General features: G+C 63.4%; 19 protein-coding genes. 18 read left to right on the top strand and 1 reads right to left on the bottom strand.

Going from position 1 to position 21,097, the window contains the following annotated elements; genetic code table 11:
• Positions 1-2: 2 nt before the first annotated feature.
• From NKH33_RS17110 to trmB, 14 genes are all read left to right on the top strand, one after another.
• Complete coding sequence (locus NKH33_RS17110; RefSeq protein ID WP_352770758.1) at positions 3-1,610, top strand: di-heme oxidoreductase family protein; 1,608 nt, start codon at positions 3-5, stop codon at positions 1,608-1,610.
• Positions 1,610-2,683 carry an imelysin family protein gene (locus tag NKH33_RS17105; protein ID WP_352767057.1) on the top strand — a complete coding sequence of 358 codons (1,074 nt, stop codon included), beginning with the start codon at positions 1,610-1,612 and terminating at the stop codon, positions 2,681-2,683. Before NKH33_RS17110 ends, NKH33_RS17105 begins: the two co-directional genes overlap by 1 nt.
• Positions 2,684-2,685: 2 nt before the next feature.
• Complete coding sequence (locus NKH33_RS17100) at positions 2,686-3,792, top strand: DUF1513 domain-containing protein (RefSeq protein ID WP_352767055.1); 1,107 nt, start codon at positions 2,686-2,688, stop codon at positions 3,790-3,792.
• A gap of 159 nt (positions 3,793-3,951) precedes the next feature.
• Positions 3,952-4,644, top strand: coding sequence for a tRNA (adenosine(37)-N6)-threonylcarbamoyltransferase complex dimerization subunit type 1 TsaB (tsaB, locus tag NKH33_RS17095; protein WP_352920691.1), 693 nt, complete (start codon positions 3,952-3,954; stop codon positions 4,642-4,644).
• Positions 4,644-5,138 carry a ribosomal protein S18-alanine N-acetyltransferase gene (gene rimI, locus NKH33_RS17090; protein ID WP_352920689.1) on the top strand — a complete coding sequence of 165 codons (495 nt, stop codon included), beginning with the start codon at positions 4,644-4,646 and terminating at the stop codon, positions 5,136-5,138. Before tsaB ends, rimI begins: the two co-directional genes overlap by 1 nt.
• Positions 5,139-5,159: 21 nt before the next feature.
• Complete coding sequence (gene olsA / locus NKH33_RS17085; protein ID WP_352613878.1) at positions 5,160-5,960, top strand: lyso-ornithine lipid O-acyltransferase; 801 nt, start codon at positions 5,160-5,162, stop codon at positions 5,958-5,960.
• Between the two features lie 63 nt (positions 5,961-6,023).
• Positions 6,024-7,433, top strand: a complete 1,410-nt coding sequence (gene miaB / locus NKH33_RS17080) for a tRNA (N6-isopentenyl adenosine(37)-C2)-methylthiotransferase MiaB (protein ID WP_352541252.1) — start codon at positions 6,024-6,026, stop codon at positions 7,431-7,433.
• Positions 7,434-7,459: 26 nt separating this feature from the next.
• Positions 7,460-8,509, top strand: a complete 1,050-nt coding sequence (locus tag NKH33_RS17075; RefSeq protein ID WP_352541253.1) for a PhoH family protein — start codon at positions 7,460-7,462, stop codon at positions 8,507-8,509.
• 17 nt (positions 8,510-8,526) lie between these two features.
• Complete coding sequence (gene ybeY / locus NKH33_RS17070) at positions 8,527-9,024, top strand: rRNA maturation RNase YbeY (protein ID WP_352920686.1); 498 nt, start codon at positions 8,527-8,529, stop codon at positions 9,022-9,024.
• A 28-nt stretch (positions 9,025-9,052) separates the two neighbouring features.
• Positions 9,053-10,126: a hemolysin family protein gene (locus tag NKH33_RS17065; RefSeq protein ID WP_352613880.1), complete on the top strand. Its 1,074-nt coding sequence runs from the start codon at positions 9,053-9,055 to the stop codon at positions 10,124-10,126.
• A 377-nt stretch (positions 10,127-10,503) separates the two neighbouring features.
• Positions 10,504-12,090: an apolipoprotein N-acyltransferase gene (gene lnt, locus NKH33_RS17060; RefSeq protein ID WP_352470063.1), complete on the top strand. Its 1,587-nt coding sequence runs from the start codon at positions 10,504-10,506 to the stop codon at positions 12,088-12,090.
• A gap of 137 nt (positions 12,091-12,227) precedes the next feature.
• Complete coding sequence (locus NKH33_RS17055) at positions 12,228-12,647, top strand: helix-turn-helix domain-containing protein (RefSeq protein ID WP_023676895.1); 420 nt, start codon at positions 12,228-12,230, stop codon at positions 12,645-12,647.
• A gap of 329 nt (positions 12,648-12,976) precedes the next feature.
• On the top strand, positions 12,977-14,266 hold the full coding sequence (metK, locus tag NKH33_RS17050) for a methionine adenosyltransferase (RefSeq protein WP_023676896.1): 1,290 nt from the start codon (positions 12,977-12,979) through the stop codon (positions 14,264-14,266).
• A gap of 11 nt (positions 14,267-14,277) precedes the next feature.
• Complete coding sequence (gene trmB / locus NKH33_RS17045) at positions 14,278-14,979, top strand: tRNA (guanine(46)-N(7))-methyltransferase TrmB (RefSeq protein ID WP_352614602.1); 702 nt, start codon at positions 14,278-14,280, stop codon at positions 14,977-14,979.
• Positions 14,980-15,039: 60 nt separating this feature from the next.
• Here trmB and NKH33_RS17040 read toward each other — a convergent pair whose 3' ends face one another.
• Positions 15,040-15,204: a hypothetical protein gene (locus NKH33_RS17040; RefSeq protein WP_352470065.1), complete on the bottom strand. Its 165-nt coding sequence runs from the start codon at positions 15,202-15,204 to the stop codon at positions 15,040-15,042.
• 281 nt (positions 15,205-15,485) lie between these two features.
• Here NKH33_RS17040 and rimP point away from each other — a divergent pair, with 281 nt between their 5' ends.
• From rimP to infB, 4 genes are read left to right on the top strand one after another with little or no spacing between them, the layout of a single operon-like run.
• Complete coding sequence (rimP, locus tag NKH33_RS17035) at positions 15,486-16,118, top strand: ribosome maturation factor RimP (RefSeq protein ID WP_352920685.1); 633 nt, start codon at positions 15,486-15,488, stop codon at positions 16,116-16,118.
• Positions 16,119-16,166: 48 nt separating this feature from the next.
• Positions 16,167-17,762: a transcription termination factor NusA gene (gene nusA / locus NKH33_RS17030; RefSeq protein ID WP_352681242.1), complete on the top strand. Its 1,596-nt coding sequence runs from the start codon at positions 16,167-16,169 to the stop codon at positions 17,760-17,762.
• Positions 17,763-17,800: 38 nt separating this feature from the next.
• Positions 17,801-18,451 carry an RNA-binding protein gene (locus NKH33_RS17025; RefSeq protein ID WP_352541262.1) on the top strand — a complete coding sequence of 217 codons (651 nt, stop codon included), beginning with the start codon at positions 17,801-17,803 and terminating at the stop codon, positions 18,449-18,451.
• Positions 18,448-21,015, top strand: coding sequence for a translation initiation factor IF-2 (gene infB / locus NKH33_RS17020; RefSeq protein ID WP_352920683.1), 2,568 nt, complete (start codon positions 18,448-18,450; stop codon positions 21,013-21,015). Before NKH33_RS17025 ends, infB begins: the two co-directional genes overlap by 4 nt.
• Positions 21,016-21,097: the final 82 nt, after the last annotated feature.

Raw genomic sequence — 21,097 nt, 5'->3', positions numbered from 1 at the left:
GAATGCGGCGCCCCCTAGATTTCATGCGCCGCTTGCGGCCGGCCGAGCATTGTGGCCTGCCGCCTCAGAAGAAGCCGCGATACGGTATCCTTCGCGGCGCCTTTCTTGCCGTGGTGGCGACGCTCACAGCCTCGGCGCTGGCCGGGGCGCCGCAACCGGCGGGGCTTGCCACCAGCCGCACGGATCTGACGCCGAAGGATCTGGCGCGCGTCATCGCCATCACCAGGCCGACCAGCGATTTCTCCAAGCCCGAGCAATTCGAGCTGATGCAGGGCGGCGCCGGCACCTCGAAGAAGGACGTCAACAAGGACGCCTTCTCGCAATCCTCCGCCAACATCAGCTTCGAGGAAGAGGGCACCTTCAAGCTCGGCAACGCCATTTTCCGCAAGAACTGGGTGTCCTCGCCATCCTCGACACAAGCCTCGGATGGGCTCGGTCCGTTGTTCAACGAGCGCGCCTGCCAGAACTGTCATCTGAAGGACGGTCGCGGCCATCCGCCCCAAGGCGACAGCGGCACCACCTCGATGTTCCTGCGCCTGGCAAGGGAAGCCAGTACCGAGGAGGAGAAAGCCGCGCTCGCCGATCACAAGGTGCTCAACTTTCCCGACCCGGTCTATGGCACACAACTTCAGGAGCTAGCCGTTCCCGGCCTGCAGGGCGAAGGCAGGATGCATGTCGATTATCAGGAGCAAAAAGTAAAACTGGCGGACGGCAGCGTCGTGTCGCTGCGCAAGCCGAGCTATTCGGTCGAGGGTCTCGCCTACGGGCCGCTCGATCCGCACACCACGCTGTCGCCGCGCATGACACCGCCGATGATCGGCCTTGGCCTGGTCGAGCAGATCGCTCCCGCCGACATCCTTACGCGTGCCGATGCGGCCGACCGCGATGGTGACGGGATTTCCGGCAGGCCAAACATAATACGCGACGCCAGCAGCGGTGAACTGACGCTCGGCCGTTTCGGCTGGAAGGCGCAGGCGGCATCGATCCGCCAGCAATCGGCGGACGCTTTTGCCGGCGATATTGGCATTTCGACGCCCGAAGTGCCGAAGCACTGGGGCGATTGCAGCGCCGCGGAAAAGACCTGCCTTGGCCTACCTAACGGTGTACAGGAGCGCCTCGGTCCGGTCGAAGCGCCGCCGCCGGTCATGGACCTCGTGACCTTCTATTCGCAAAACCTTGCCGTGCCGGCCCGGCGCGATCTCGACAGACCGGACGTGCTCGCCGGCAAAAAACTATTCTACGATGTGGGCTGCATCTCCTGCCATACGCCGAAATTCGTCACCCGTCGCGGCACCCCGAACAAGGCGCAGGCATTCCAGCTGATCTGGCCTTATTCCGATTTCCTGCTGCATGACATGGGACCCGGTCTTGCCGACGGACAGGCGGTGGGCGAGGCCACGGGAAGCGAATGGCGCACGCCGCCACTGTGGGGCATCGGGCTCACCCAGACCGTCAGCGGCAACACCTTCTTCCTGCATGACGGGCGCGCACGAAGCCTGGCCGAGGCGATTCTGTGGCATGGCGGCGAGGGCCAGAAGGCGCGTGACCGCTTTGCCGCTGCCGATGCGGCCGACCGCGCCGCGCTGATCAAGTTTCTGGAGTCGCTCTGATGCGGAAGCGTCTTGCATTCGCTCTGATGCTGGTCCTCGCCGGTGCGCTGCCGGCATCCGCGGCGGTGAAGGCTTCGGATGTGATCCAGCGGGCGATCGACGGCTTCGTCCGCCCGGCCTATGCCAGACTGCATGACCATGCGGACAGCTTGGCCAAGACCATGCACGCGCTTTGCCAGGCGCCTTCGCAAGACACTCTCGATGCGGCACGCGCCGAATTCTCAGGCGTCGTGGATGCCTGGTCGGTGGTGGAAATCATCCGTTTCGGGCCGATCGCGGAAAACAACCGGCTTGAGCGCATGCTGTTTTGGCCGGATCGCAAGAGCATCGGCCTGAAGCAGGTGCAGGCAGCACTTGCCGGCAAGGATCCGACAGCCGCCGATCCGGCCCAGCTGGCTACAAAGAGCGTCGCCATGCAAGGGCTCGGCGCACTGGAATTCGTCCTCTACGGCGACGGAGCCGGTCAATTGGTCGGCAGGGACGACGCCTATCGCTGCGCCTACGGTGCGGCCATTGCCGGCAATGTCGAGACGATTGCCGGCGAGGTTGGCGATGCCTGGAACGAGCCCAACGGCTTTGCCGCGCTCTGGGCCAATCCGGGTCCGCAGAACGCGCTCTACCACGACGGCACCGAAGCGGTGACCGAACTGGTCGGCGTCTTCATCAACGAGCTGGAAATGGTCCGCGACGTACGCCTGAAAGGCTTCCTGGGCGCCAAGCCGGAGGCCGACAAACCGAAACAGGCGATCTATTGGCGCTCGCAAAACACCGCCCGCTCGCTGACCGGGAATCTGGCGGGCATGGACACGCTGTTCCAGGCCTCGCAGCTTGGCGACGCGCTGCCGCCCGATGCGCGCTGGATGGCAGAATCGGTCCACATCCAGCTCACCAACGGGATCGAGGCGGCCAAGGCGATCAGGGGACCGATCGACAAGGCACTTGCCGATCCGGCGCTGCGCCAGAAGCTCGACTATTTCTCGCTGGTGACATCCAGCCTGACGACCCTGATCGGCACCAGGCTGACCGCCGAATTCGGCCTGACCGCCGGGTTCTCGTCATTGGATGGTGACTGATCATGAGGACGCCGCTGATCGATCGGCGCGATTTCCTGAGGGCCGCAGGCGCTGGTTTCGTAGCGGCGATGGCGCCGTCGGCCTGGGCAAAGACAATCGACGCCGACGCGGTCTTCGCCACCGCTTTCGTCAAGCGCGACGGCAGCTATGGCGCGGCCGTCCTGTCCGAGGCCGGCAAGTTGTTGCACACGATCGATCTGCCCGATCGGGGCCACGACGTTACCTTCGACCCGGTGTCCAAGCGTTCGGTGGTGTTTGCCAGGCAGCCGGGCACCTTTGCTGTCGTCTTCGACCATACCGGCCGCGATAAACCCCACACCATTGCCAGCGTTGCCGGCCGGCATTTCTTCGGCCATGGTGTGTTCTCGGCCGATGGCACGCTGCTCTACGCAACCGAGAACGATTTCGACAATGCCGCCGGCGTCGTCGGCGTCTATGACGCGCATGCGAAATTCAAGCGCATCGGCGAGTTCCCGACCTACGGCGTGGGCCCGCACGAACTTCTGCTTCTCTCCGACGGCAGGACAATCGCTGTCGCCAATGGCGGCATCGAAACGCATCCGGATTATGGCCGCGCCGAGCTCAATATCGCAACGATGAAGCCTTCCTATGTTCTGGTCGACCGCCTTACCGGCGATCTCACCGAAAAGCACGAATTACCGCCGGCGCTGCACCAACTGTCGATCCGCCATATGGATGCCGACCGCTCCGGCACCGTCTGGTTCGGCTGTCAATACAGGGGGCCGGGTACCGATCGTCCGCCACTGCTCGGCCGCGCGGCGCGCGGCATGGACCTGAAATTACTCGACATGTCGCAGGACGTGCTCTCCGCCTTCAGGAACTATATCGGCTCGGTCGCCGCCAACCCTGCTGCCGGCACCATCGCGGTGTCTTCGCCTGAGGGCAATTCACTTGCCGTGATCGACGCGGCCAGCGGCCGCATCGTCGCCACCAAGGCGCTGGTCGAGGTTTGCGGCGTTGCAGCCGATGGGGAAAGCTTCATGGCGACGACCGGCGCCGGCGATATCGTCGAGTCCGGTGGCTCGATACATTCCGAGCCTGACTATGTCTGGGACAATCACGTGCTGCGTATCGAGCAGGTCGGCTAGTCCCGATACCTATTGTGGCGATTGCGTGCGTTGGAACTTACATTCTTGGACCCGCGCCGAAGCCAAGTCGCCTGACGATTTATCCATTATTCCCTTGCGGGGATCAGCCCTGGCGGGCAGAGGGAAGCTGTTTTCGAAACTGTCTCAACCGGCCGCTTCATGAAATTGCTTGCCATCGACTGTACCGCCAATCTCTGCGCCGCCTGCGTCTACGACGCGGCGGCCGGGAAAGAACTCGGCCGTTCGGTGCTCGATCTCGGTAAGGGTCATGCCGAGCATCTGATGGGTGTCATCGAAAAGGCGTTGGGGACCAGCAGAACCGACTATTCCGGCCTCGGCGCCATTGCCGTTTCGACGGGTCCGGGCTCTTTCACCGGTCTGCGCGTCGGCGTCTCGGCGGCGCGCGGCCTTGCGCTGGCGCTGAAAATCCCGGCGATCGGCGTGACGACTCTGGAGGCCCTGGCGGCGCAAGCGAGAGCGGCATTTCCCGGTCGCGCCGTGCTCGCCGCGCTCGATGCAGGTCGCGAGGAGATCCATGCGGCACTTTACGATGAGAGGTCGGTTCTGATCTTTGGTCCGGCCGTGACCACGCTCTCGCAAGCAGCCGCCATCGCGGTCGACAGATCTGCGGTTCTCGCCGGCACGGCGGCAACCCAAATTGCCGCGGCGGCCGGGCGCAGCTTCGATCTCGGCGGGACGGCGGCCACCGCCGACATCGCCGTCTATGCCCGGCTGGCCGCCGCCCGACGTGCCGGTAAAAAGGGCGAGGGCGAAAAGCCGAAACCGCTCTATCTGCGCGGCGCCGACGCCAAGCCGCAGGCCGGCTTTATTCTATCTAGGCAAAAAAACTGATGCGCATTCCATTCCTCCAGCCGCGTCGCAGGGACTATGCGATCGAGCCGCTGACGGTTGCCGACAGCGCGGCCATGTCGGTGCTGCATCGCGAGGATTTCGCGCGGCCGTGGACCGACGACGAATTCGCCGCAATGCTCGAGCAGGACACGGTGTTCGGCTATGCCGCGCGCGAGACCGGACAGGGTGCCAAGCCGCCGGTCGGCTTCGTGCTGGCTCGGCTGGCGGCCGGCGAGGGGGAGATCCTGACGGTCGCGGTGGCACGCTCGCATCGGCGCCGGGGGCTCGGCTGGCAATTGATGGATGCGGTGCTGCGTGAACTGCATGCACAGCGCGCCGAGGCACTTTTCCTCGAGGTCGACGAGACCAATGTCGCCGCGATCGCGCTCTACCGGCGGTTCGGCTTCCGCGAGGTCGGCAAGCGCGCCAACTATTACAAGTCGCCGGAGCACGGCCCGACCGGCGCGCTTGTCATGCGCCGCGATCTTCGCTAGCCAAACGCCGGGGTGGTGCGGATGATCGGAAAAATCAGGATTTTCCTGGCCCTGGGGCTGGTTGTCGTCGGCTCATTGGTGCTTGTGCCTTTGCAGATACTGTCGATGAGGACCGGACTCTGGCGCGAGACCTTCATCCTGAAGATCTGGCACAGAATGATCGTCAGGGCGCTGGGGCTGCGCATCCATGTCAAGGGAGCGCTGTCCGGCCAGCGCCCATTGCTGATTGCTGCCAACCACATCTCCTGGACCGACATCATGGTGCTGGGGTCGATGGTCGACGTGACGTTCATCGCCAGGGCCGATATGGCAGGCTGGCCGCTGATCGGCATGCTGTCGAAGCTGCAACGCACCGTCTTCATTGAACGTGAGCGCAAACGCTCGTCGGGCGACCAGGCGAGCGAGATCGCCGGCCGGATGGCCAAGGGCGACGCCATGGTGCTGTTCGCCGAAGGCTCGACCGGCGACGGGAACATGATCCTGCCGTTCAAGAGCACGCTGTTCGGCGCCGCTACAATGGCGATTGCGGAAGGGGCGACCGAACAGGTCTTCATCCAACCGGTGGCGATCGTCTATACGCGCCTGCATGGCGTGCCGCTCGGCCGCCGGCATCGGCCGGTTGCCGCCTGGATCGGCGATGAGGAGCTGATGCCGCACCTCAAGGTGCTGATGGCCGAGGGCGCCCTCGACGTCGAGGTGCATTTTGGCGAGGCGATTGCTTTCTCCAGGGGCTCGAGCCGCAAGGAGACGGCAAAGCAGATGGAACGCCAGGTTCGCGAGATGGTACAAGCGGCGCTCGCCGAACCGCGTCCGAGCCGGTAGGCTGAGCAGGTTCCGGCCAGATTCGTCTGTTTTTTGTCGGGGAAAGGCGCTAGAAGCCGCGAAATGGAATTGAACACGATAGAACGTGACGACATCGGCGCTGCCGCCGAAAACCTGGTCGTTCCGCCTGCCGCGACCAGAAAGGTCTTCGTCAAGACCTATGGCTGCCAGATGAACGTCTACGATTCGCAGCGCATGACCGATGCTCTGGCGGCCGACGGCTATGCCGCGACAGACGCCATCGGCGAGGCCGATCTGGTGCTGCTCAACACCTGTCACATCCGCGAGAAAGCGGCGGAAAAGGTCTATTCCGAACTTGGGCGCATCCGTGAGCTGAAGGCGGAACGTGCCAAGGCCGGGCGCGAAATGCTGGTCGGCGTCGCCGGCTGCGTGGCGCAGGCCGAGGGTGCCGAGATCATCCGCCGCTCGCCGGCTGTCGATCTGGTCATCGGTCCGCAGACCTACCACCGGCTGCCCGGGGTGCTGGCGAGGGCGCGGAGCGGCGAAAAGATCGTCGAGACCGATTATGCCGTCGAAGACAAGTTCGAGCATCTGCCGCAGCCGAAGCGCGCCGAACTGATCAGGCGCGGCGTGACGGCGTTCTTGACCGTTCAGGAAGGCTGCGACAAGTTCTGCACCTTCTGTGTCGTGCCCTATACGCGCGGCTCGGAAGTCTCGCGGCCGGTGGCACAGATCGTCGCCGAAGCCGAGCGCCTGGCGGATGCCGGCGTGCGCGAGGTGACGCTGCTCGGCCAGAATGTCAACGCCTGGCACGGAAGAGGTGAAGACGGCGAGGAATGGGGCCTTGGCCGGCTGCTGTTCAGGCTGGCAGAGATTCCAGGTCTGGCGCGGCTGCGCTACACGACCAGCCATCCGCGCGACATGGACGATGAATTGATCGCCGCCCATCGTGATTTGCCTACGCTGATGCCCTATCTACATTTACCGGTGCAATCCGGCTCCGACCGCATACTCAAGGCGATGAACCGCAGGCATATGGCCAAGGACTATCTGACGTTGATCGACCGCATCCGTGCCGCACGGAACGACATCGCACTGTCCGGCGATTTTATTGTCGGCTTTCCCGGTGAGACGGAAGCGGATTTCGAGGCGACGATGCAGTTGGTCGAAGACGTCAACTATGCCTCGGCCTTCTCGTTCAAATATTCTCCGCGCCCCGGCACGCCGGGCGCGGAGATGGGCGATCACGTGCCGGAGGCCGTCAAGGACGAGCGCCTGCAGCGGCTGCAGGCGCTGCTTCTGAAACAGCAGCAGCATTTCGGCGCAAGCCTGGTCGGCAGGACTATCGACACGCTGATCGAAAAGCCGGGCCGCCAGGCCGGCCAGAAGGTTGGCCGCTCGCCGTGGCTGCAGCCGGTTATTGTTGATGAAAAGGCCGGCGAAATCGGTGACATTATCCAGGTACGAATCACGAAGACGGGCTACAACAGCCTGTTCGCCGAATTGGCCTGAAGGCCTCGGCAGATGAGGAGAGACGGTTGAGCGCTGCTGAAGTCAAGAACCTGCCCCAGAATCTACCCTCCGGGGCCTCGGATATCGCGCACATCGTACTGACTTTCGACAATAACAAGCTTGCCAGCGCCCTTTACGGCCAGTTCGACGAGAATCTGGCCAGGCTCGAGCAGAAGCTCGGCGTCGATATCCGCTCGCGTGGCAACCAATTGACCATCAAGGGCTCTTCCTCGGCCGCCGAGCAGGCGCGCCGCGCCTTGGACAATCTTTACGGCATTCTGCAGAAAGGCACCGATATCGGCCAGTCCGATGTCGACGGCGCCGTGCGCATGGCGATCGCCACCGACGACCAGCTGACGCTGCCGACGCTGGAGCGCAAGGGCAAGGTGTCCGCCGCCCAGATATCGACGCGCAAGAAGACCATCTATGCCCGCTCGCTCAACCAGGACGCCTATATGCGCGCGCTGGAGCGGTCGGAACTCGTCTTCGGCATCGGCCCGGCCGGCACCGGAAAGACCTATCTGGCGGTGGCGCATGCGGCAATGCTGCTCGAACGTGGCATGGTCGAACGGATCGTGCTGTCGCGCCCCGCGGTCGAGGCCGGTGAACGGCTTGGCTTTCTGCCGGGTGACATGAAGGAGAAGGTCGATCCCTATCTGCGGCCGCTCTATGACGCGCTCTACGACATGATGCCGGCCGACAAGGTCGAGCGGGCGATTGCTGCTGAGGTCATCGAGATCGCGCCGCTGGCATTCATGCGCGGCCGTACGCTGGCGCACGCTGCCGTCATCCTCGACGAGGCGCAGAACACCACGCCGATGCAGATGAAGATGTTCCTGACCCGGCTCGGCGAGAACTCGCGCATGATCGTCACCGGCGATCCGACCCAGATCGATCTGCCGCCAAACACCAAATCCGGCCTGGTCGAGGCGCTGAGAATCCTCGACGGCGTCACCGGCATGGTGACGGTCCGCTTCAACGAAGGCGACGTCGTCAGGCATCCGCTGGTCGCCGAGATCGTCAAGGCCTATGACCGCGACGGCAAGCTGGCCAGGGGCCTGGGTGTCGAAAGCTGATATGATTATGCGGCCGCATGGCTGAGGAGCAAAAGGCGGGGGGACCGCTTCCCGTCGAAATCGATATCGCGATCGAGGCGGGCGACTGGCCCGACGAGGCAGCGCTGATGCGGCTTGTCGACGGTGCCGTCTCGGCCGCCTTTGCCGAAACCGGTGCGGACGGGCGTTCCGAGCTCAGCATCGTCTTTTCCGACGATGCCCATATCCGTACGCTCAATGCCGGCTGGCGCGGCAAGGACAAGCCGACCAACGTCCTGTCTTTTCCGGCTTTTCCGTTTGCCAGGGGCGGGCCTCTGCCGCCGATGCTCGGCGACATCGTGCTGGCCGCCGAGACTGTCGCGCGCGAGGCGGCACTGGAAGACAAGCCCATCGAGGACCATATCTCCCATCTCGTCATTCATGGCCTGCTGCATTTGCTGGGCTATGATCACGAAACGGATGCCGAAGCGGAACTGATGGAAGCGACAGAGCGCGCAGCACTTGCGAGGCTTGCCATTCCCGATCCCTACACGTAATTACAAAAGACCAATTGACCGGACGATGATGAACGACAAACCAGAGACTGCCGCCCGCTCCGACGCCGGCAGTGTGATCAAGCCTTCCGAAACGACGGAAGAGGGCTCGAGTCCGAGTACCACGACCGGCAGCTTCGCCAGCGAGGCATCGCCTGCCGGTCCTTCCCTGTTCGATCGCGTGCTCGGGCTTTTCAGGCACCGCAACGGCACCAGCCTGCGCGAGGAGATTGCCGGTGCGCTTGCCGAAACGGCGAGCGATGCAGAATCCTTCTCCCCCGGCGAACGCGCCATGCTTAACAACATCCTGCGCCTGCGCGAAGTGCGCGTCGAGGACGTCATGGTGCCGCGCGCCGACATCGAGGCGGTCGAGATCACCACGAAGCTGGGTGATCTTCTGGGGCTGTTCGAGCAGTCCGGCCATTCCCGCATGCCGGTCTATTCGGAGACGCTCGACGATCCGCGCGGCATGGTTCATATCCGCGACGTGCTGGCGCATATCACCAAGGTCGCCCGCGTCAGAAAGGGCAGGACGACCAGGAAAACTCCGGTCGCGACGGTTCTCGATCTCGCCCAGGTCGATCTGGCGCGCACCATAGGCGATCTCAGCCTGATCCGACCGGTGCTGTTCGTGCCGCCGTCGATGCTCGCCTCCGACCTGATGGGGCGAATGCAGACGACGCGCACCCAGATGGCGCTGGTCATCGACGAATATGGCGGCACTGACGGTCTCGTCTCGCTCGAGGATATCGTCGAGATGGTGGTCGGCGACATCGAGGACGAGCATGACGAAGACGAGCCGATGATTACCCAGGCCGGCGAAGGCGTCTTCATCGTCGACGGCAAGGCCGAGATCGACGACGTCGCCAAGATGATCGGCGAGGATTTCGCCGCCGGCGAGCACGGCGAATATGTCGACACGATCGGCGGCATGATCTTCAACACGCTTGGCCGGGTGCCGGCGCGCGGCGAAGTGGTGCAGGCCATACCCGGCTTCGAGTTCCATGTGCTCGACGCCGATCCGCGCCGCGTCAAGCGCGTGCGCATCGTCGAGACCCTGAAGGGCGAGCGCCGCCGCCGCGCCGTCCGCACCGAGCAGGCTTAGACGTCGAGTTTCGGCAAGCGGTGGAAACCGGTTAGCGTCTTAGCTGGCCGTTAGAGCCAACCCTGGACCATGGCTTGCAGCGAATGCGGTCCAAAGATCCGACACCGAAAGGGTTCCTTTCCAAGGCCGAGCCAGCGCGAACAGCAGGACTGCACTTGGGACGGAAACCATCAGCATGGCCAGAACGCCATTGAGCAGCGAATGTCGCCTCAAGTGAATTGTGCTCCCGTGATGACCAGCATCATCGCATCGCTGGGCAAGGTCTGCCAAGGTCGAGGCCGAAGTTAATGCTCGGCACCCCCAGCTGGGCGCCATTTGGAGCCAAGGCCGCGGCCTGATAAATCTTGCTTCCTGATTCGCACGACTCGGAAGCATAGATGGAGCGCCAGGCCGGCCGGATAATTCTGCTTTGGGGCTGGCGGCGCGCGCTGGTGGCGTTTCTTGCCGGCGCGCTGGCGGTTCTTGCCCAGGCGCCGTACGATTTCTTCGCCGTCTGTTTCGTTTCGTTTCCCCTGCTGGTGTGGCTACTCGACGGCGCGACCGGCGAAGCCTCGGACGGTTTTCTGCGGCGCTTGCGTCCGGCCTTCGCCATCGGCTGGTGGTTCGGTTTCGGCTACTTTCTTGCCGGTCTCTGGTGGGTCGGCTCGGCGCTTCTGGTCGAGGCCGACAGCTTTGCCTGGGCCTTGCCGTTCGCGGTGGTCGGCATCCCCCTCGCGCTCGCCTTCTTCTATGGTTTCGCCGCCGTGGTCGCCCGGCTGTTGTGGAGCAACGACATCGGACGCATCGCCGCGCTCGCCTTCGGCTTTGCGCTGGCGGAATGGCTGCGCGGCTTCCTGTTCACCGGCTTTCCGTGGAATGCCGTCGGCTATGCGGCGATGCCGGTACCTTTGCTGATGCAGAGCGTCTCGGTGACCGGCATGGTCGGCATGGACGCGCTTGCGGTCTTCGTCTTTGCGCTGCCGGCGCTGCTTGCGGCGCGCCGGCATCTCCGCCTCGGCGCGGCATTGCTTGTCGTGCTCGTCGCCGCCCATGCCGGCTTCGGCTATATCCGGCTCGCCGCCCCCGAAAAGCCGGCCGCCCGCAGCCTTGACGTCCGTATAGTGCAGCCTGCCGTCGACCTTACCGAAAAATGGGATACCTCGGTGCGTGACCGTATCTTCGCCACCATGATGGGGCTTTCGGCCAAGGCGCCGGAACCCGGCCATGACAGGCCGCAATTGATCCTGTGGCCGGAGACCTCCGTGCCGTTTCTGTTCACCGAACGTCCGGATGCCCTGCCTGCGATCGGAGAGATGCTCGGCGATGGCCAGATGCTGGTCGCCGGCGTCGTTCGCGAAGAAGGCGGCTCGGCGGCCGGCAGCCGTTACTACAACTCTGTGGTGGCGATCGACGAAAAAGGCGAAATCGTCGATGCCGTCGACAAGGTCCACCTGGTACCCTTCGGCGAATACCTGCCTTTTGCCGATCTGCTCGGCCGCTTCGGGCTTGAGCAGCTTGTTGCCGGTCCAATGACCTTCGCGGCGGGCAATGAGCGGCATCCGATCGCGCTGCCCGGCGGTATCCGGGCGCTGCCGTTTATTTGCTATGAGGTCATCTTTCCCGATCTGGTCGCAGTTGACGCAACGTCAGCCGAGCTTATTGTGAACGTCACCAATGACGCCTGGTTCGGCGACACGCCGGGGCCGTACCAGCACTTCAGGCAGGCGCAGATCCGGGCGGTGGAGAATGGGGTGCCCCTGTTGCGCGCGGCTAATAACGGCATTTCGGCCGTTGTCGACCCGCGCGGTCGCATCGTCGACGCGCTGGCAATCGATGCACGCGGCGCGATCGATGTGCGTGTGCCGATCTCCGACCAAGCCATCGTTTCATCCGGCCAACGACGCATTAACGGAATGCTGATCATGTTTTTGCTTGCCGTTGCGGCATGCATTTTGAACGTAAGGCAAAGGCTACGGGCGAATTGACAGCCGACACATTAGAAACTCATACTGTAAGCGCCTGAAAATTTTCGAAGTCGATAAGGTCGTTCTGTTGGGGCACGGGCCGCGGCGTCGTTTGGGCAGCAAAATAGAAAAAGCCGGAAAAATTCGGCGAGGAAAAAATGACAGAAGAAAACAAGAAAAAGCCGAATCCGATCGACATCCACGTCGGAAGCCGCATCCGGCTTCGCCGCAATATGCTGGGAATGAGCCAGGAAAAACTGGGTGAAAACCTCGGCATAACGTTCCAGCAGATCCAAAAGTACGAAAAGGGCACCAATCGCGTCGGCGCCAGCCGTTTGCAGGCAATCGCCTCCATACTCGGCGTCCCCGTCGCCTTCTTTTTCGAGGATGCGCCCGGTCAGGAGCCCGTGGGCAACCGTGGATTTGCCGAGGATGCTTCGATGACCTCCGCCGTCGAATTCTGCGGCAGCCCGGAAGGCCTCCAGCTGAATCGCGCCTTCGTCAAGATCGCCGATGTGAAAGTGCGCCGCAAGATCATCGAGTTGGTGAAGTCGCTTTCCACCGACGAAGTCGATTGACTGGCCCGTGAAGAGTTCAACAAGGAAGGGCTCGTCGTAGCTGGGCATGCAATTTCTCGCGGCTGCGCGCATTGAGGGATGTTCATTCCGCAGATGCGCTAAAGCGCAGATCGATTTCGCTCGACTCGCTTCCTGGAAGCCGTTTTCCTCAGTCTGTTGCGCAAGGGCTGATCGCAGTGCGCCCTGCCGCCGTCTCGGGATGCAAGGATAATAACGTCAAAATTCATGCCAGAACGGCTGCATGGCTTGACTAGCGACGCCCGGCACCGTTAACAACTGGCGCGCCAAAATCGGCGGCCTGCCGATATTTTTTTCAAGAGGGGACACCCGTGACGCGGCACAATTACTTCTTCACCTCGGAATCCGTTGCCGAGGGCCATCCCGACAAGGTCTGCGACCGCATCTCCGACGAGATTGTCGATCTCGTCTATCGCGAAGCCAGAAAGACCGGCATGGACCCGTGGAAGGTCCGCGTTGCCTGCGAGACGCTTGCGACGACCAATCGCGTTGTCATCGCCGGCGAGGTGCGCGTCCCCGAGACGCTGCTCAAGAAGGACAAGGAGGGCAACGTCCTGAAGGATGCGGCCGGCCATCCGATCGTCAACCCGGCCAAGTTCAAGTCGGTCGCTCGCAAGGCGATCCGCGAAATCGGCTACGAGCAGGCCGGCTTCCACTGGAAGACAGCCAAGATCGAGGTCCTGCTGCACGGCCAGTCGCCGGATATCGGCCAAGGCGTCGACAACGCCTCCGACCGGCAAGGCGAGGAGGGAGCCGGCGACCAGGGCATCATGTTTGGCTATGCCTGCCGCGAAACCCCGGACTTGATGCCGGCGCCGATCTATTACAGCCACAAGATCCTCGAATTGCTGGCGGCTGCGCGCCATGAAGGCAGCGGTGATGCCGGCAGGCTCGGGCCGGATGCCAAGAGCCAGGTCACCGTCCGCTATGTCGACGGCAAAGCGGCGGAAGTGACGCAGATCGTGCTGTCGACCCAGCATCTCGATGAGACGTGGGATTCGAAGAAGGTGCGCAACGTCGTCGAGCCCTATATTCGCGAAGCACTGGGCGACCTGAAGATTGCCGACAATTGCAACTGGTACATCAATCCGACCGGCAAGTTCGTCATCGGCGGGCCTGATGGCGACGCCGGCCTGACCGGCCGCAAGATCATCGTCGACACTTATGGCGGGGCTGCGCCTCATGGCGGCGGCGCTTTTTCTGGCAAGGACACCACCAAGGTCGACCGCTCGGCGGCCTATGCGGCGCGTTATCTCGCCAAGAACGTGGTTGCCGCAAAGCTCGCCGATCGCTGCACCATCCAGCTTTCCTATGCGATCGGTGTCGCCCAGCCGCTGTCGATCTACGTCGACCTGCACGGCACCGGCAAGGTCGACGAGGCAAAACTCGAGCGTGCACTGCGCGCCGTGATGGACCTGTCGCCGTCCGGCATCCGCCGCCACCTCGATCTCAACAAGCCGATCTATGCCAAGACGTCGTCCTACGGCCATTTTGGCCGCAAGGCCGGCCGCGACGGATCCTTCTCCTGGGAGAAGACCGATCTCGCCAAGGCGCTCAAGGATGCTCTCGCCGAACCGGTCGCCGAAGCAGTCGCCGCCTAACCGCGGCGCCTATGGATCCGAAGGACCGGCCAAGCCGTGCGACCGAGGCCTTTTTCGGTCGCCGGCGCGGCAAGACCATTCGACCACAACAGGCAGCGGCGCTGGAGAGCGGCTTCGCCGCCTACAGGCTCGATCTGACGGTTGAACCGCCGGCCGACCTGCGCAGCCTTTTCGAAGCCGAAGTTTCGGCTGTCCAGCTCGAAATCGGTTTTGGCGGCGGCGAACATCTTCTGCACCGTGCTACGGCAAGCCAGGCGACCGGCTTTATCGGCGTCGAGCCTTTCGTCAACGGCATGGCCAAGATGATGATGGCGGTCCGGGAGCGGCCGCTTGCCAATCTGCGCGTCTATGACGACGACGCCACACGTCTGCTGGACTGGCTGCCGCAGGCTTCGCTTGACGGCATTGACCTTCTCTATCCGGATCCGTGGCCGAAGAAGAAGCACTGGAAGCGGCGCTTCGTCAGCCCGGTCAATCTCGACCGCTTCGCGCGCGTCCTGAAGCACGGCGGAAAGTTCCACTTTGCGTCCGATATCGACAGCTATGTGAACTGGACGCTCCTGCATTGCCGGGCGCACGACGCCTTCACGTGGCAGGCAAGCGAAGCAGCCGACTGGCACCGGCCCTATGATGGCTGGCCGGGGACGCGCTATGAGGCCAAGGCCATTCGCGAAGGCCGACGGCCCGCCTATCTCACCTTCGTGCGGAAATAAGCGGGAAATTAGAGCTGAGCACAAGGCGAGCCGGCCGAAGGCTCTCGGCGGCCACCTGGCTCAGAAGCGACGGATCTTGTTGAAGGCTGCCGGCTCCATGCCGAGATTGCGCAGATCATGCGCACGCGGCTTGCGACCGCGTTCCACAGCCCGCGACGCGGCTACGGCGCTGCCGAACACGCTAAAGACATCGCCTATGGCTGAAAAAAATCCACGATTGTTCATGATGGGATCCTTTCGAGCGCAGTGAGCGCTCCAATTGTGCAATGCAACGTAGATAGTCGTGCGTGGCCGGTGCTCAAACGGTGATCACTGCATGGGCGCCATGCATTTGGAGCAGCGCTGCGGACTCGGAGCCTTGCCGTCATGCAGGACGGGCTTGAAACGAGGACCACGATCGTCTATATCAGCTTCAAATTCTTGGTCGGTATGACGAAGAGTGGGTCCACCCGGTCCCGCTCTTTTTTATTACCTGCCGACCAACAGAAATCGAGTGACAGGACCGAATGACAGTGACGGCAAGCGAAGGCGACGACCGCATCATCCGCGAAAGCGGCATCGATGCGCGCATCGCGCTGATCGTTCAGCCGGTACTGCGCGCCATTGGCTTCCGCTTGGTACGTGTGCACCTGTCGGGCCAGAACGGGCTGACGCTGCAGATCATGGCCGAGCGCGAGGACGGCACCATGACGGTCGAGGATTGTGAAGAGGTCAGCCGGGCGGTGTCGCCGGCGCTCGATGTCGATGATCCGATCGAGAAGACTTATCATCTCGAAGTGTCGTCGCCGGGCATCGACCGGCCGCTGGTCCGCAAATCGGACTTTGCAGCCTGGACCGGCCATCTGGTGAAGATGGAAACGTCGGTTCTCGTCGCCGACCGTAAGCGCTTCAAGGGCAAGATCGCCGACAGCGACGCGGACGGCGTGCTGATCGAGCGTGACAAGGCCGCTTACGGCGAGGAGCCGACGGTACGTGTTCCTTACGATGCGATTGCCGAAGCGCGGCTGATTCTGACCGACGACCTTATCCGCGATGCGCTGTCGAAGGACAATCGGGCGCGCAAGGAAGCCAGGAAACGCCGCGGCGAACCCGAAGACGCACCAGAGGGTGCGGAAGACGAAACCGAACAGGAAATGTGATTGGGCTGCCGGCCGTAAAGGGTCGGCAACAAGCTCGGGAGAAAGAAGATGGTTGTAAGCGCCAACAGGCTTGAACTGCTGCAGATCGCCGATGCGGTCGCGCGTGAAAAGTCGATCGATAAGTCGATCGTCATCGCCGCCATGGCCGATGCGATCCAGAAGGCCGCGCGCTCGCGCTACGGCCAGGAAACCAATATCCGCGCCGACATCAATGCCAACACCGGCGAGATGAAGCTGCAGCGGCTGATGGAAGTGGTCGAGAAGGTCGATGACTACGCGACGCAGATTGCCATTTCCTCGGCGCGCGAGCGCAATCCGGACGCCCAGCTCGGCGATTTCATTGCCGAACAGCTACCGCCGATGGATTTTGGCCGCATCGCCGCCCAGTCGGCCAAGCAGGTCATCGTGCAGAAGGTGCGCGAGGCCGAGCGCGACCGGCAATATGACGAATACAAGGACCGTATCGGCGAGATCGTCAACGGTACCGTCAAGCGCGTCGAATACGGCAACGTCATCGTCGATCTCGGCCGCGGCGAAGCGATCATCCGCCGCGACGAGCTGATTCCGCGCGAAAACTACAAGTATGGCGATCGCGTCCGTGCCTATGTCTATGACGTGCGCCGCGAACAGCGCGGCCCGCAGATCTTCCTGTCGCGCACCCATCCGCAGTTCATGGCGAAGCTGTTCACCATGGAAGTGCCGGAAATCTACGACGGCATCATCGAGATCAAGTCGGTCGCCCGCGATCCGGGTTCGCGCGCCAAGATCGCTGTCATCTCGCGCGACAGCTCCATCGATCCGGTCGGTGCCTGCGTCGGTATGCGCGGCAGCCGCGTCCAGGCGGTCGTCGGTGAATTGCAGGGCGAGAAGATCGACATCATTCCTTGGTCGCCTTCGGCGGCGTCCTTCATTGTCAATGCATTGCAGCCGGCGGAAGTCGCCAAGGTCGTGCTCGACGAGGATGCTGAGCGCATCGAGGTCGTCGTTCCCGACGATCAGCTGTCGCTGGCCATCGGCCGCCGCGGCCAGAACGTCCGTCTTGCCTCGCAGCTCACCGGCTGGGATATCGACATCCTGACCGAGCAGGAAGAGAGCGAACGCCGCCAGAAGGAATTCGTCGAACGGTCGTCGCTGTTCATGGAAGCCCTCGACGTCGACGAGATGGTCGGCCAGGTGCTCGCTTCCGAAGGCTTCACCAGCGTCGAGGAGGTCGCGTATGTCGACTCCGGCGAAATCGCGTCGATCGACGGCTTCGACGAGGACACGGCTTCGGAAATCCAGACCCGCGCCCGCGAATATCTGGAGAAGATCGAAGCCCAGCATGACGAGAAGCGCAAGGCGCTCGGCGTCAAGGACGAGCTGCGCGAGATCCCCGGCATCACCACCGCCATGATGGTGACGCTCGGCGAGGACGGCGTGAAGACGATCGAGGATTTCGCCGGCTACGCCGCCGACGACCTGACCGGTTGGAAGGAACGCAAGGACGGCGAGACGAAGGTATTCCCGGGTGTGCTCGCCAACCACGGCGTATCACGCGCCGATGCCGAGCAGATGGTCCTGGCCGCTCGCCTGAAGGCTGGCTGGATCACCGAAGACGAGCTTGCCGCCGAGGGCGTGCCGGCTGACGAAACCGTCGGTGCGTGAGGTGAAACCGCATCGCACCGAACCCGCCCTTGGACGAGATGAACGATCGCACCTGCATCGTCACCCGCAGGCAAGCCGAACCGGATGAACTGATCCGTTTCGTCGTCGGCCCGGGTTCGGCCGTCGTTCCGGACATCAAGAGAAACCTGCCCGGCCGCGGTTGCTGGGTGACGGCCGACCGCCTACATATAGAAAAGGCAGCGGCCAAAAATCTGTTTGCCCGTGCTTTTAAGGCGCAGGTGAGCGTGCCGGCCGATCTTGGCGGCATGGTCGACGCGCTACTTTCCAGGTCCGCTCTGGGCATGCTTGGCCTGGCCCGCAAGGCGGGCGCCATAGCGCTCGGAGCGACCAAGGTCGAGAGCGCCGTGCGCGGCGGACTTGCACTTTTCGTGCTCCACGCGACCGAGGCTTCCGACGATGGCGTCCGCAAGATAAGCCAGGCGCGACGGGCAACCGTCCACCTTGGCGGGCCTGCGATCCGCGCTTACAAACTTTTCTCCGAGGCCGAGTTGAGCTTGGCATTGGGGGGTACAAATGTGATACATGCTGCCGTTCTCGCGGGAGACGCGGGCAGGGCGGTCCAGAAGCGCATGGTTGCGCTCGACCGATATCGGGGCGGTTCCCCGGACGATCTGGCAATGCTTGCGGCCGTTGCTGACGAAGATGATGCCGCAGAGGATATGGAATGAGCGATACGAAATCGGGCGACGACAAGACGCTGAGTGTTACGCCGAAGAAGACCTTGACGCTGAAGCGCCCCGGCATGGAACAGGGCACGGTGCGCCAGAACTTCTCGCACGGCCGCACCAAGTCGGTGGTCGTCGAGACCAAGAAGCGCAAGTTCTCGCTGCCCGGCGACAAGCCGGAGCCGGCGGCAGCGCCTGTGTCCGTCTTCACGCCGAAGCCGGTCGCGGCAGCGCCTGCCGTGCAGGAAGCTCCCAAGGCGCCTCCCCCTCCGCCGCCGGTCGAACGCGGCGGCATGGTGCTGAACGAGTTGTCGCGCCAGGAAATGGAAGCACGCCGCCGGGCTCTCGAGGGCTCGAAGGTCCGCGATGTCGAGGATCGCCAGCGCGCCATCGAGGAAGCCAAGCGCCGCAGCGAGGACGAAGAGCGCCGCCGCCGCGAGCGCGAGGAATCGGCTCGCCGTCAGGCCGAGGAAGAGGCACGGCTGCAAGCCGAGGCCGAATCCCGCCGCCGTGCCGAGGAAGAGGCGCGCCGCCGTGCGCCGCTCGCCGCCGAACTGGCAACAGTCGATGACGAGGAAGAGGTCAAACCGAAGCGGACCGGTGCCGGCGCACCAGTGCGCCGTCTGGTTACGCCGGAAGTGGCGCGTCCGGCCAAACCGACCAAGGGCGAGGAAGACCGCCGCCGCGGCAAGCTGACTCTGAATTCGGCGCTTTCCGACGAGGATGCGCGCGCCCGCTCGCTCTCGTCGATGCGCCGCCGTCAGGAGAAATTCAAGCGCGCGTTGCATAACGAGCCACGCGAGAAAGTCATGCGTGAAGTGATCCTGCCCGAAACCATCACCATCCAGGAGCTGGCGCAGCGCATGTCCGAGCGCGCTGTCGACGTGGTCAAGTTCTTCATGAAGCAGGGCCAGATCCTGAAGCCTGGTGACGTCATCGACGCCGACACGGCCGAACTCGTCGCCACCGAATTTGGCCACACGGTCCGCCGCGTCGCCGAGTCAGACATCGAAGAGGGCTTGTTCAACATCGCCGATCGTCCCGAGGACCTGCGGCCGCGTCCGCCGGTGGTAACGATCATGGGCCATGTCGATCACGGCAAGACCTCGTTGCTCGATGCCATCCGCAATGCCAACGTCGTCTCCGGCGAGGCCGGCGGCATTACCCAGCATATCGGCGCCTATCAGGTCGAGAAGAACGCTCACAAGGTTACCTTCATCGACACGCCCGGCCACGCCGCCTTCACGGCGATGCGTGCCCGCGGTGCCCAGGCGACCGATATCGCCATCCTCGTGGTGGCAGCCGACGACAGCGTCATGCCGCAGACGATCGAATCGATCAATCATGCCAAGGCGGCCGGCGTTCCGATCATTGTGGCGATCAACAAGATCGATAAGCATGACGCCGACCCGCAGAAGGTGCGTTCGGAACTGCTGCGCCACGAGGTGTTCGTCGAATCGATGGGCGGCGAGGTGCTGGATGTCGAGGTGTCGGCGACCAAGGGCATCAATCTCGACAAGTTGCTCGAAGCGATCCTGCTGCAGGCCGAAATCCTCGACCTGAAGGCCAATCCGGACCGCACCGCGGAAGGCGTGGTCATCGAAGCCCAGCTCGACAAGGGCCGCGGCCCAGTCGCTACCGTGCTGGTGCAGACCGGCACGTTGATGCCGGGCGACATTCTCGTCGCCGGCAACGAATGGGGCCGGGTACGCGCGCTCGTCAATGATCGCGGCGAGCAGGTCAAGGAAGCGCCGCCGGCAATGCCGGTGGAAGTCCTCGGTCTGCAAGGTACGCCGCTGGCCGGCGACCGCTTCGCCGTTGTCAACAACGAAGCCCGCGCCCGCGAGATCACCGAATATCGCCAGCGTCTGGCGCGTGAGAAGGCGGTGGCCAGGCATGCCGGCCAGCGCGGCTCGCTTGAACAGATGATGTCGCAGTTGCAGACCAGCGGATTGAAGGAATTCCCGCTGGTCATCAAGGGCGACGTGCAGGGCTCGATCGAGGCGATCAACGCCGCGCTCGACAATCTCGGCACCGACGAGGTGCGCGCCCGCATCGTCCATGCCGGGGCCGGCGGCATCACCGAAAGCGACGTGTCGCTGGCGGAAACTTCCGGGGCTGCGATCATCGGCTTCAACGTTCGCGCCAATGCGCAGGCCCGCGCAGCCGCGGCTGCGGCAGGCATCGAGATCCGCTACTATTCGATCATCTACAATCTGGTCGATGATGTGAAAGCGGCGCTCTCCGGCCTGCTCTCGCCGGAGCGTCGCGAGACCTTCATCGGCAATGCCGAGATCCTCGAGATCTTCGACATCACCAAGGTCGGCAAGATCGCCGGCTGCCGTGTCACCGAAGGCAAGGTCGAGCGTGGTGCGGGCGTCCGCCTGATCCGCGACAACGTCGTCATCCACGAAGGCACGCTGAAGACCCTGAAGCGCTTCAAGGACGAGGTTTCGGAAGTTCCGGGCGGCCAGGAATGCGGCATGGCCTTCCAGAACTACGAGGACATGCGCGTCGGCGACGTCATCGAGTGCTTCCGCGTCGAGATGGTGACCAGGACGCTCTGAGCTCGAACGTTCGAGTTCGGGCATCCATCGAGACCGGGCGGTGGTCGAAAGACCGCCGCCCAAACCATATGAGACATGTGGT

Origin of the sequence: Mesorhizobium sp. M1182 (assembly GCF_040318335.1) — a bacterium.
GTDB lineage: Bacteria > Pseudomonadota > Alphaproteobacteria > Rhizobiales > Rhizobiaceae > Mesorhizobium.
The sequence above is the reverse complement of the archived record's forward strand: the minus strand, read 5'-3'. Positions and strand labels throughout refer to the sequence as shown.

Coding starts and splice junctions, on each gene's coding strand:
- NKH33_RS17110 (WP_352770758.1), top strand. CDS start 3: ATGCGGCGCCCCCTAGATTTCATGCGCCGCTTGCGGCCGGCCGAGCAT.
- NKH33_RS17105 (WP_352767057.1), top strand. CDS start 1,610: ATGCGGAAGCGTCTTGCATTCGCTCTGATGCTGGTCCTCGCCGGTGCG.
- NKH33_RS17100 (WP_352767055.1), top strand. CDS start 2,686: ATGAGGACGCCGCTGATCGATCGGCGCGATTTCCTGAGGGCCGCAGGC.
- tsaB (WP_352920691.1), top strand. CDS start 3,952: ATGAAATTGCTTGCCATCGACTGTACCGCCAATCTCTGCGCCGCCTGC.
- rimI (WP_352920689.1), top strand. CDS start 4,644: ATGCGCATTCCATTCCTCCAGCCGCGTCGCAGGGACTATGCGATCGAG.
- olsA (WP_352613878.1), top strand. CDS start 5,160: ATGATCGGAAAAATCAGGATTTTCCTGGCCCTGGGGCTGGTTGTCGTC.
- miaB (WP_352541252.1), top strand. CDS start 6,024: ATGGAATTGAACACGATAGAACGTGACGACATCGGCGCTGCCGCCGAA.
- ybeY (WP_352920686.1), top strand. CDS start 8,527: ATGGCTGAGGAGCAAAAGGCGGGGGGACCGCTTCCCGTCGAAATCGAT.
- NKH33_RS17065 (WP_352613880.1), top strand. CDS start 9,053: ATGAACGACAAACCAGAGACTGCCGCCCGCTCCGACGCCGGCAGTGTG.
- lnt (WP_352470063.1), top strand. CDS start 10,504: ATGGAGCGCCAGGCCGGCCGGATAATTCTGCTTTGGGGCTGGCGGCGC.
- NKH33_RS17055 (WP_023676895.1), top strand. CDS start 12,228: ATGACAGAAGAAAACAAGAAAAAGCCGAATCCGATCGACATCCACGTC.
- trmB (WP_352614602.1), top strand. CDS start 14,278: ATGGATCCGAAGGACCGGCCAAGCCGTGCGACCGAGGCCTTTTTCGGT.
- NKH33_RS17040 (WP_352470065.1), bottom strand. CDS start 15,204: ATGAACAATCGTGGATTTTTTTCAGCCATAGGCGATGTCTTTAGCGTG.
- rimP (WP_352920685.1), top strand. CDS start 15,486: ATGACAGTGACGGCAAGCGAAGGCGACGACCGCATCATCCGCGAAAGC.
- nusA (WP_352681242.1), top strand. CDS start 16,167: ATGGTTGTAAGCGCCAACAGGCTTGAACTGCTGCAGATCGCCGATGCG.
- NKH33_RS17025 (WP_352541262.1), top strand. CDS start 17,801: ATGAACGATCGCACCTGCATCGTCACCCGCAGGCAAGCCGAACCGGAT.
- infB (WP_352920683.1), top strand. CDS start 18,448: ATGAGCGATACGAAATCGGGCGACGACAAGACGCTGAGTGTTACGCCG.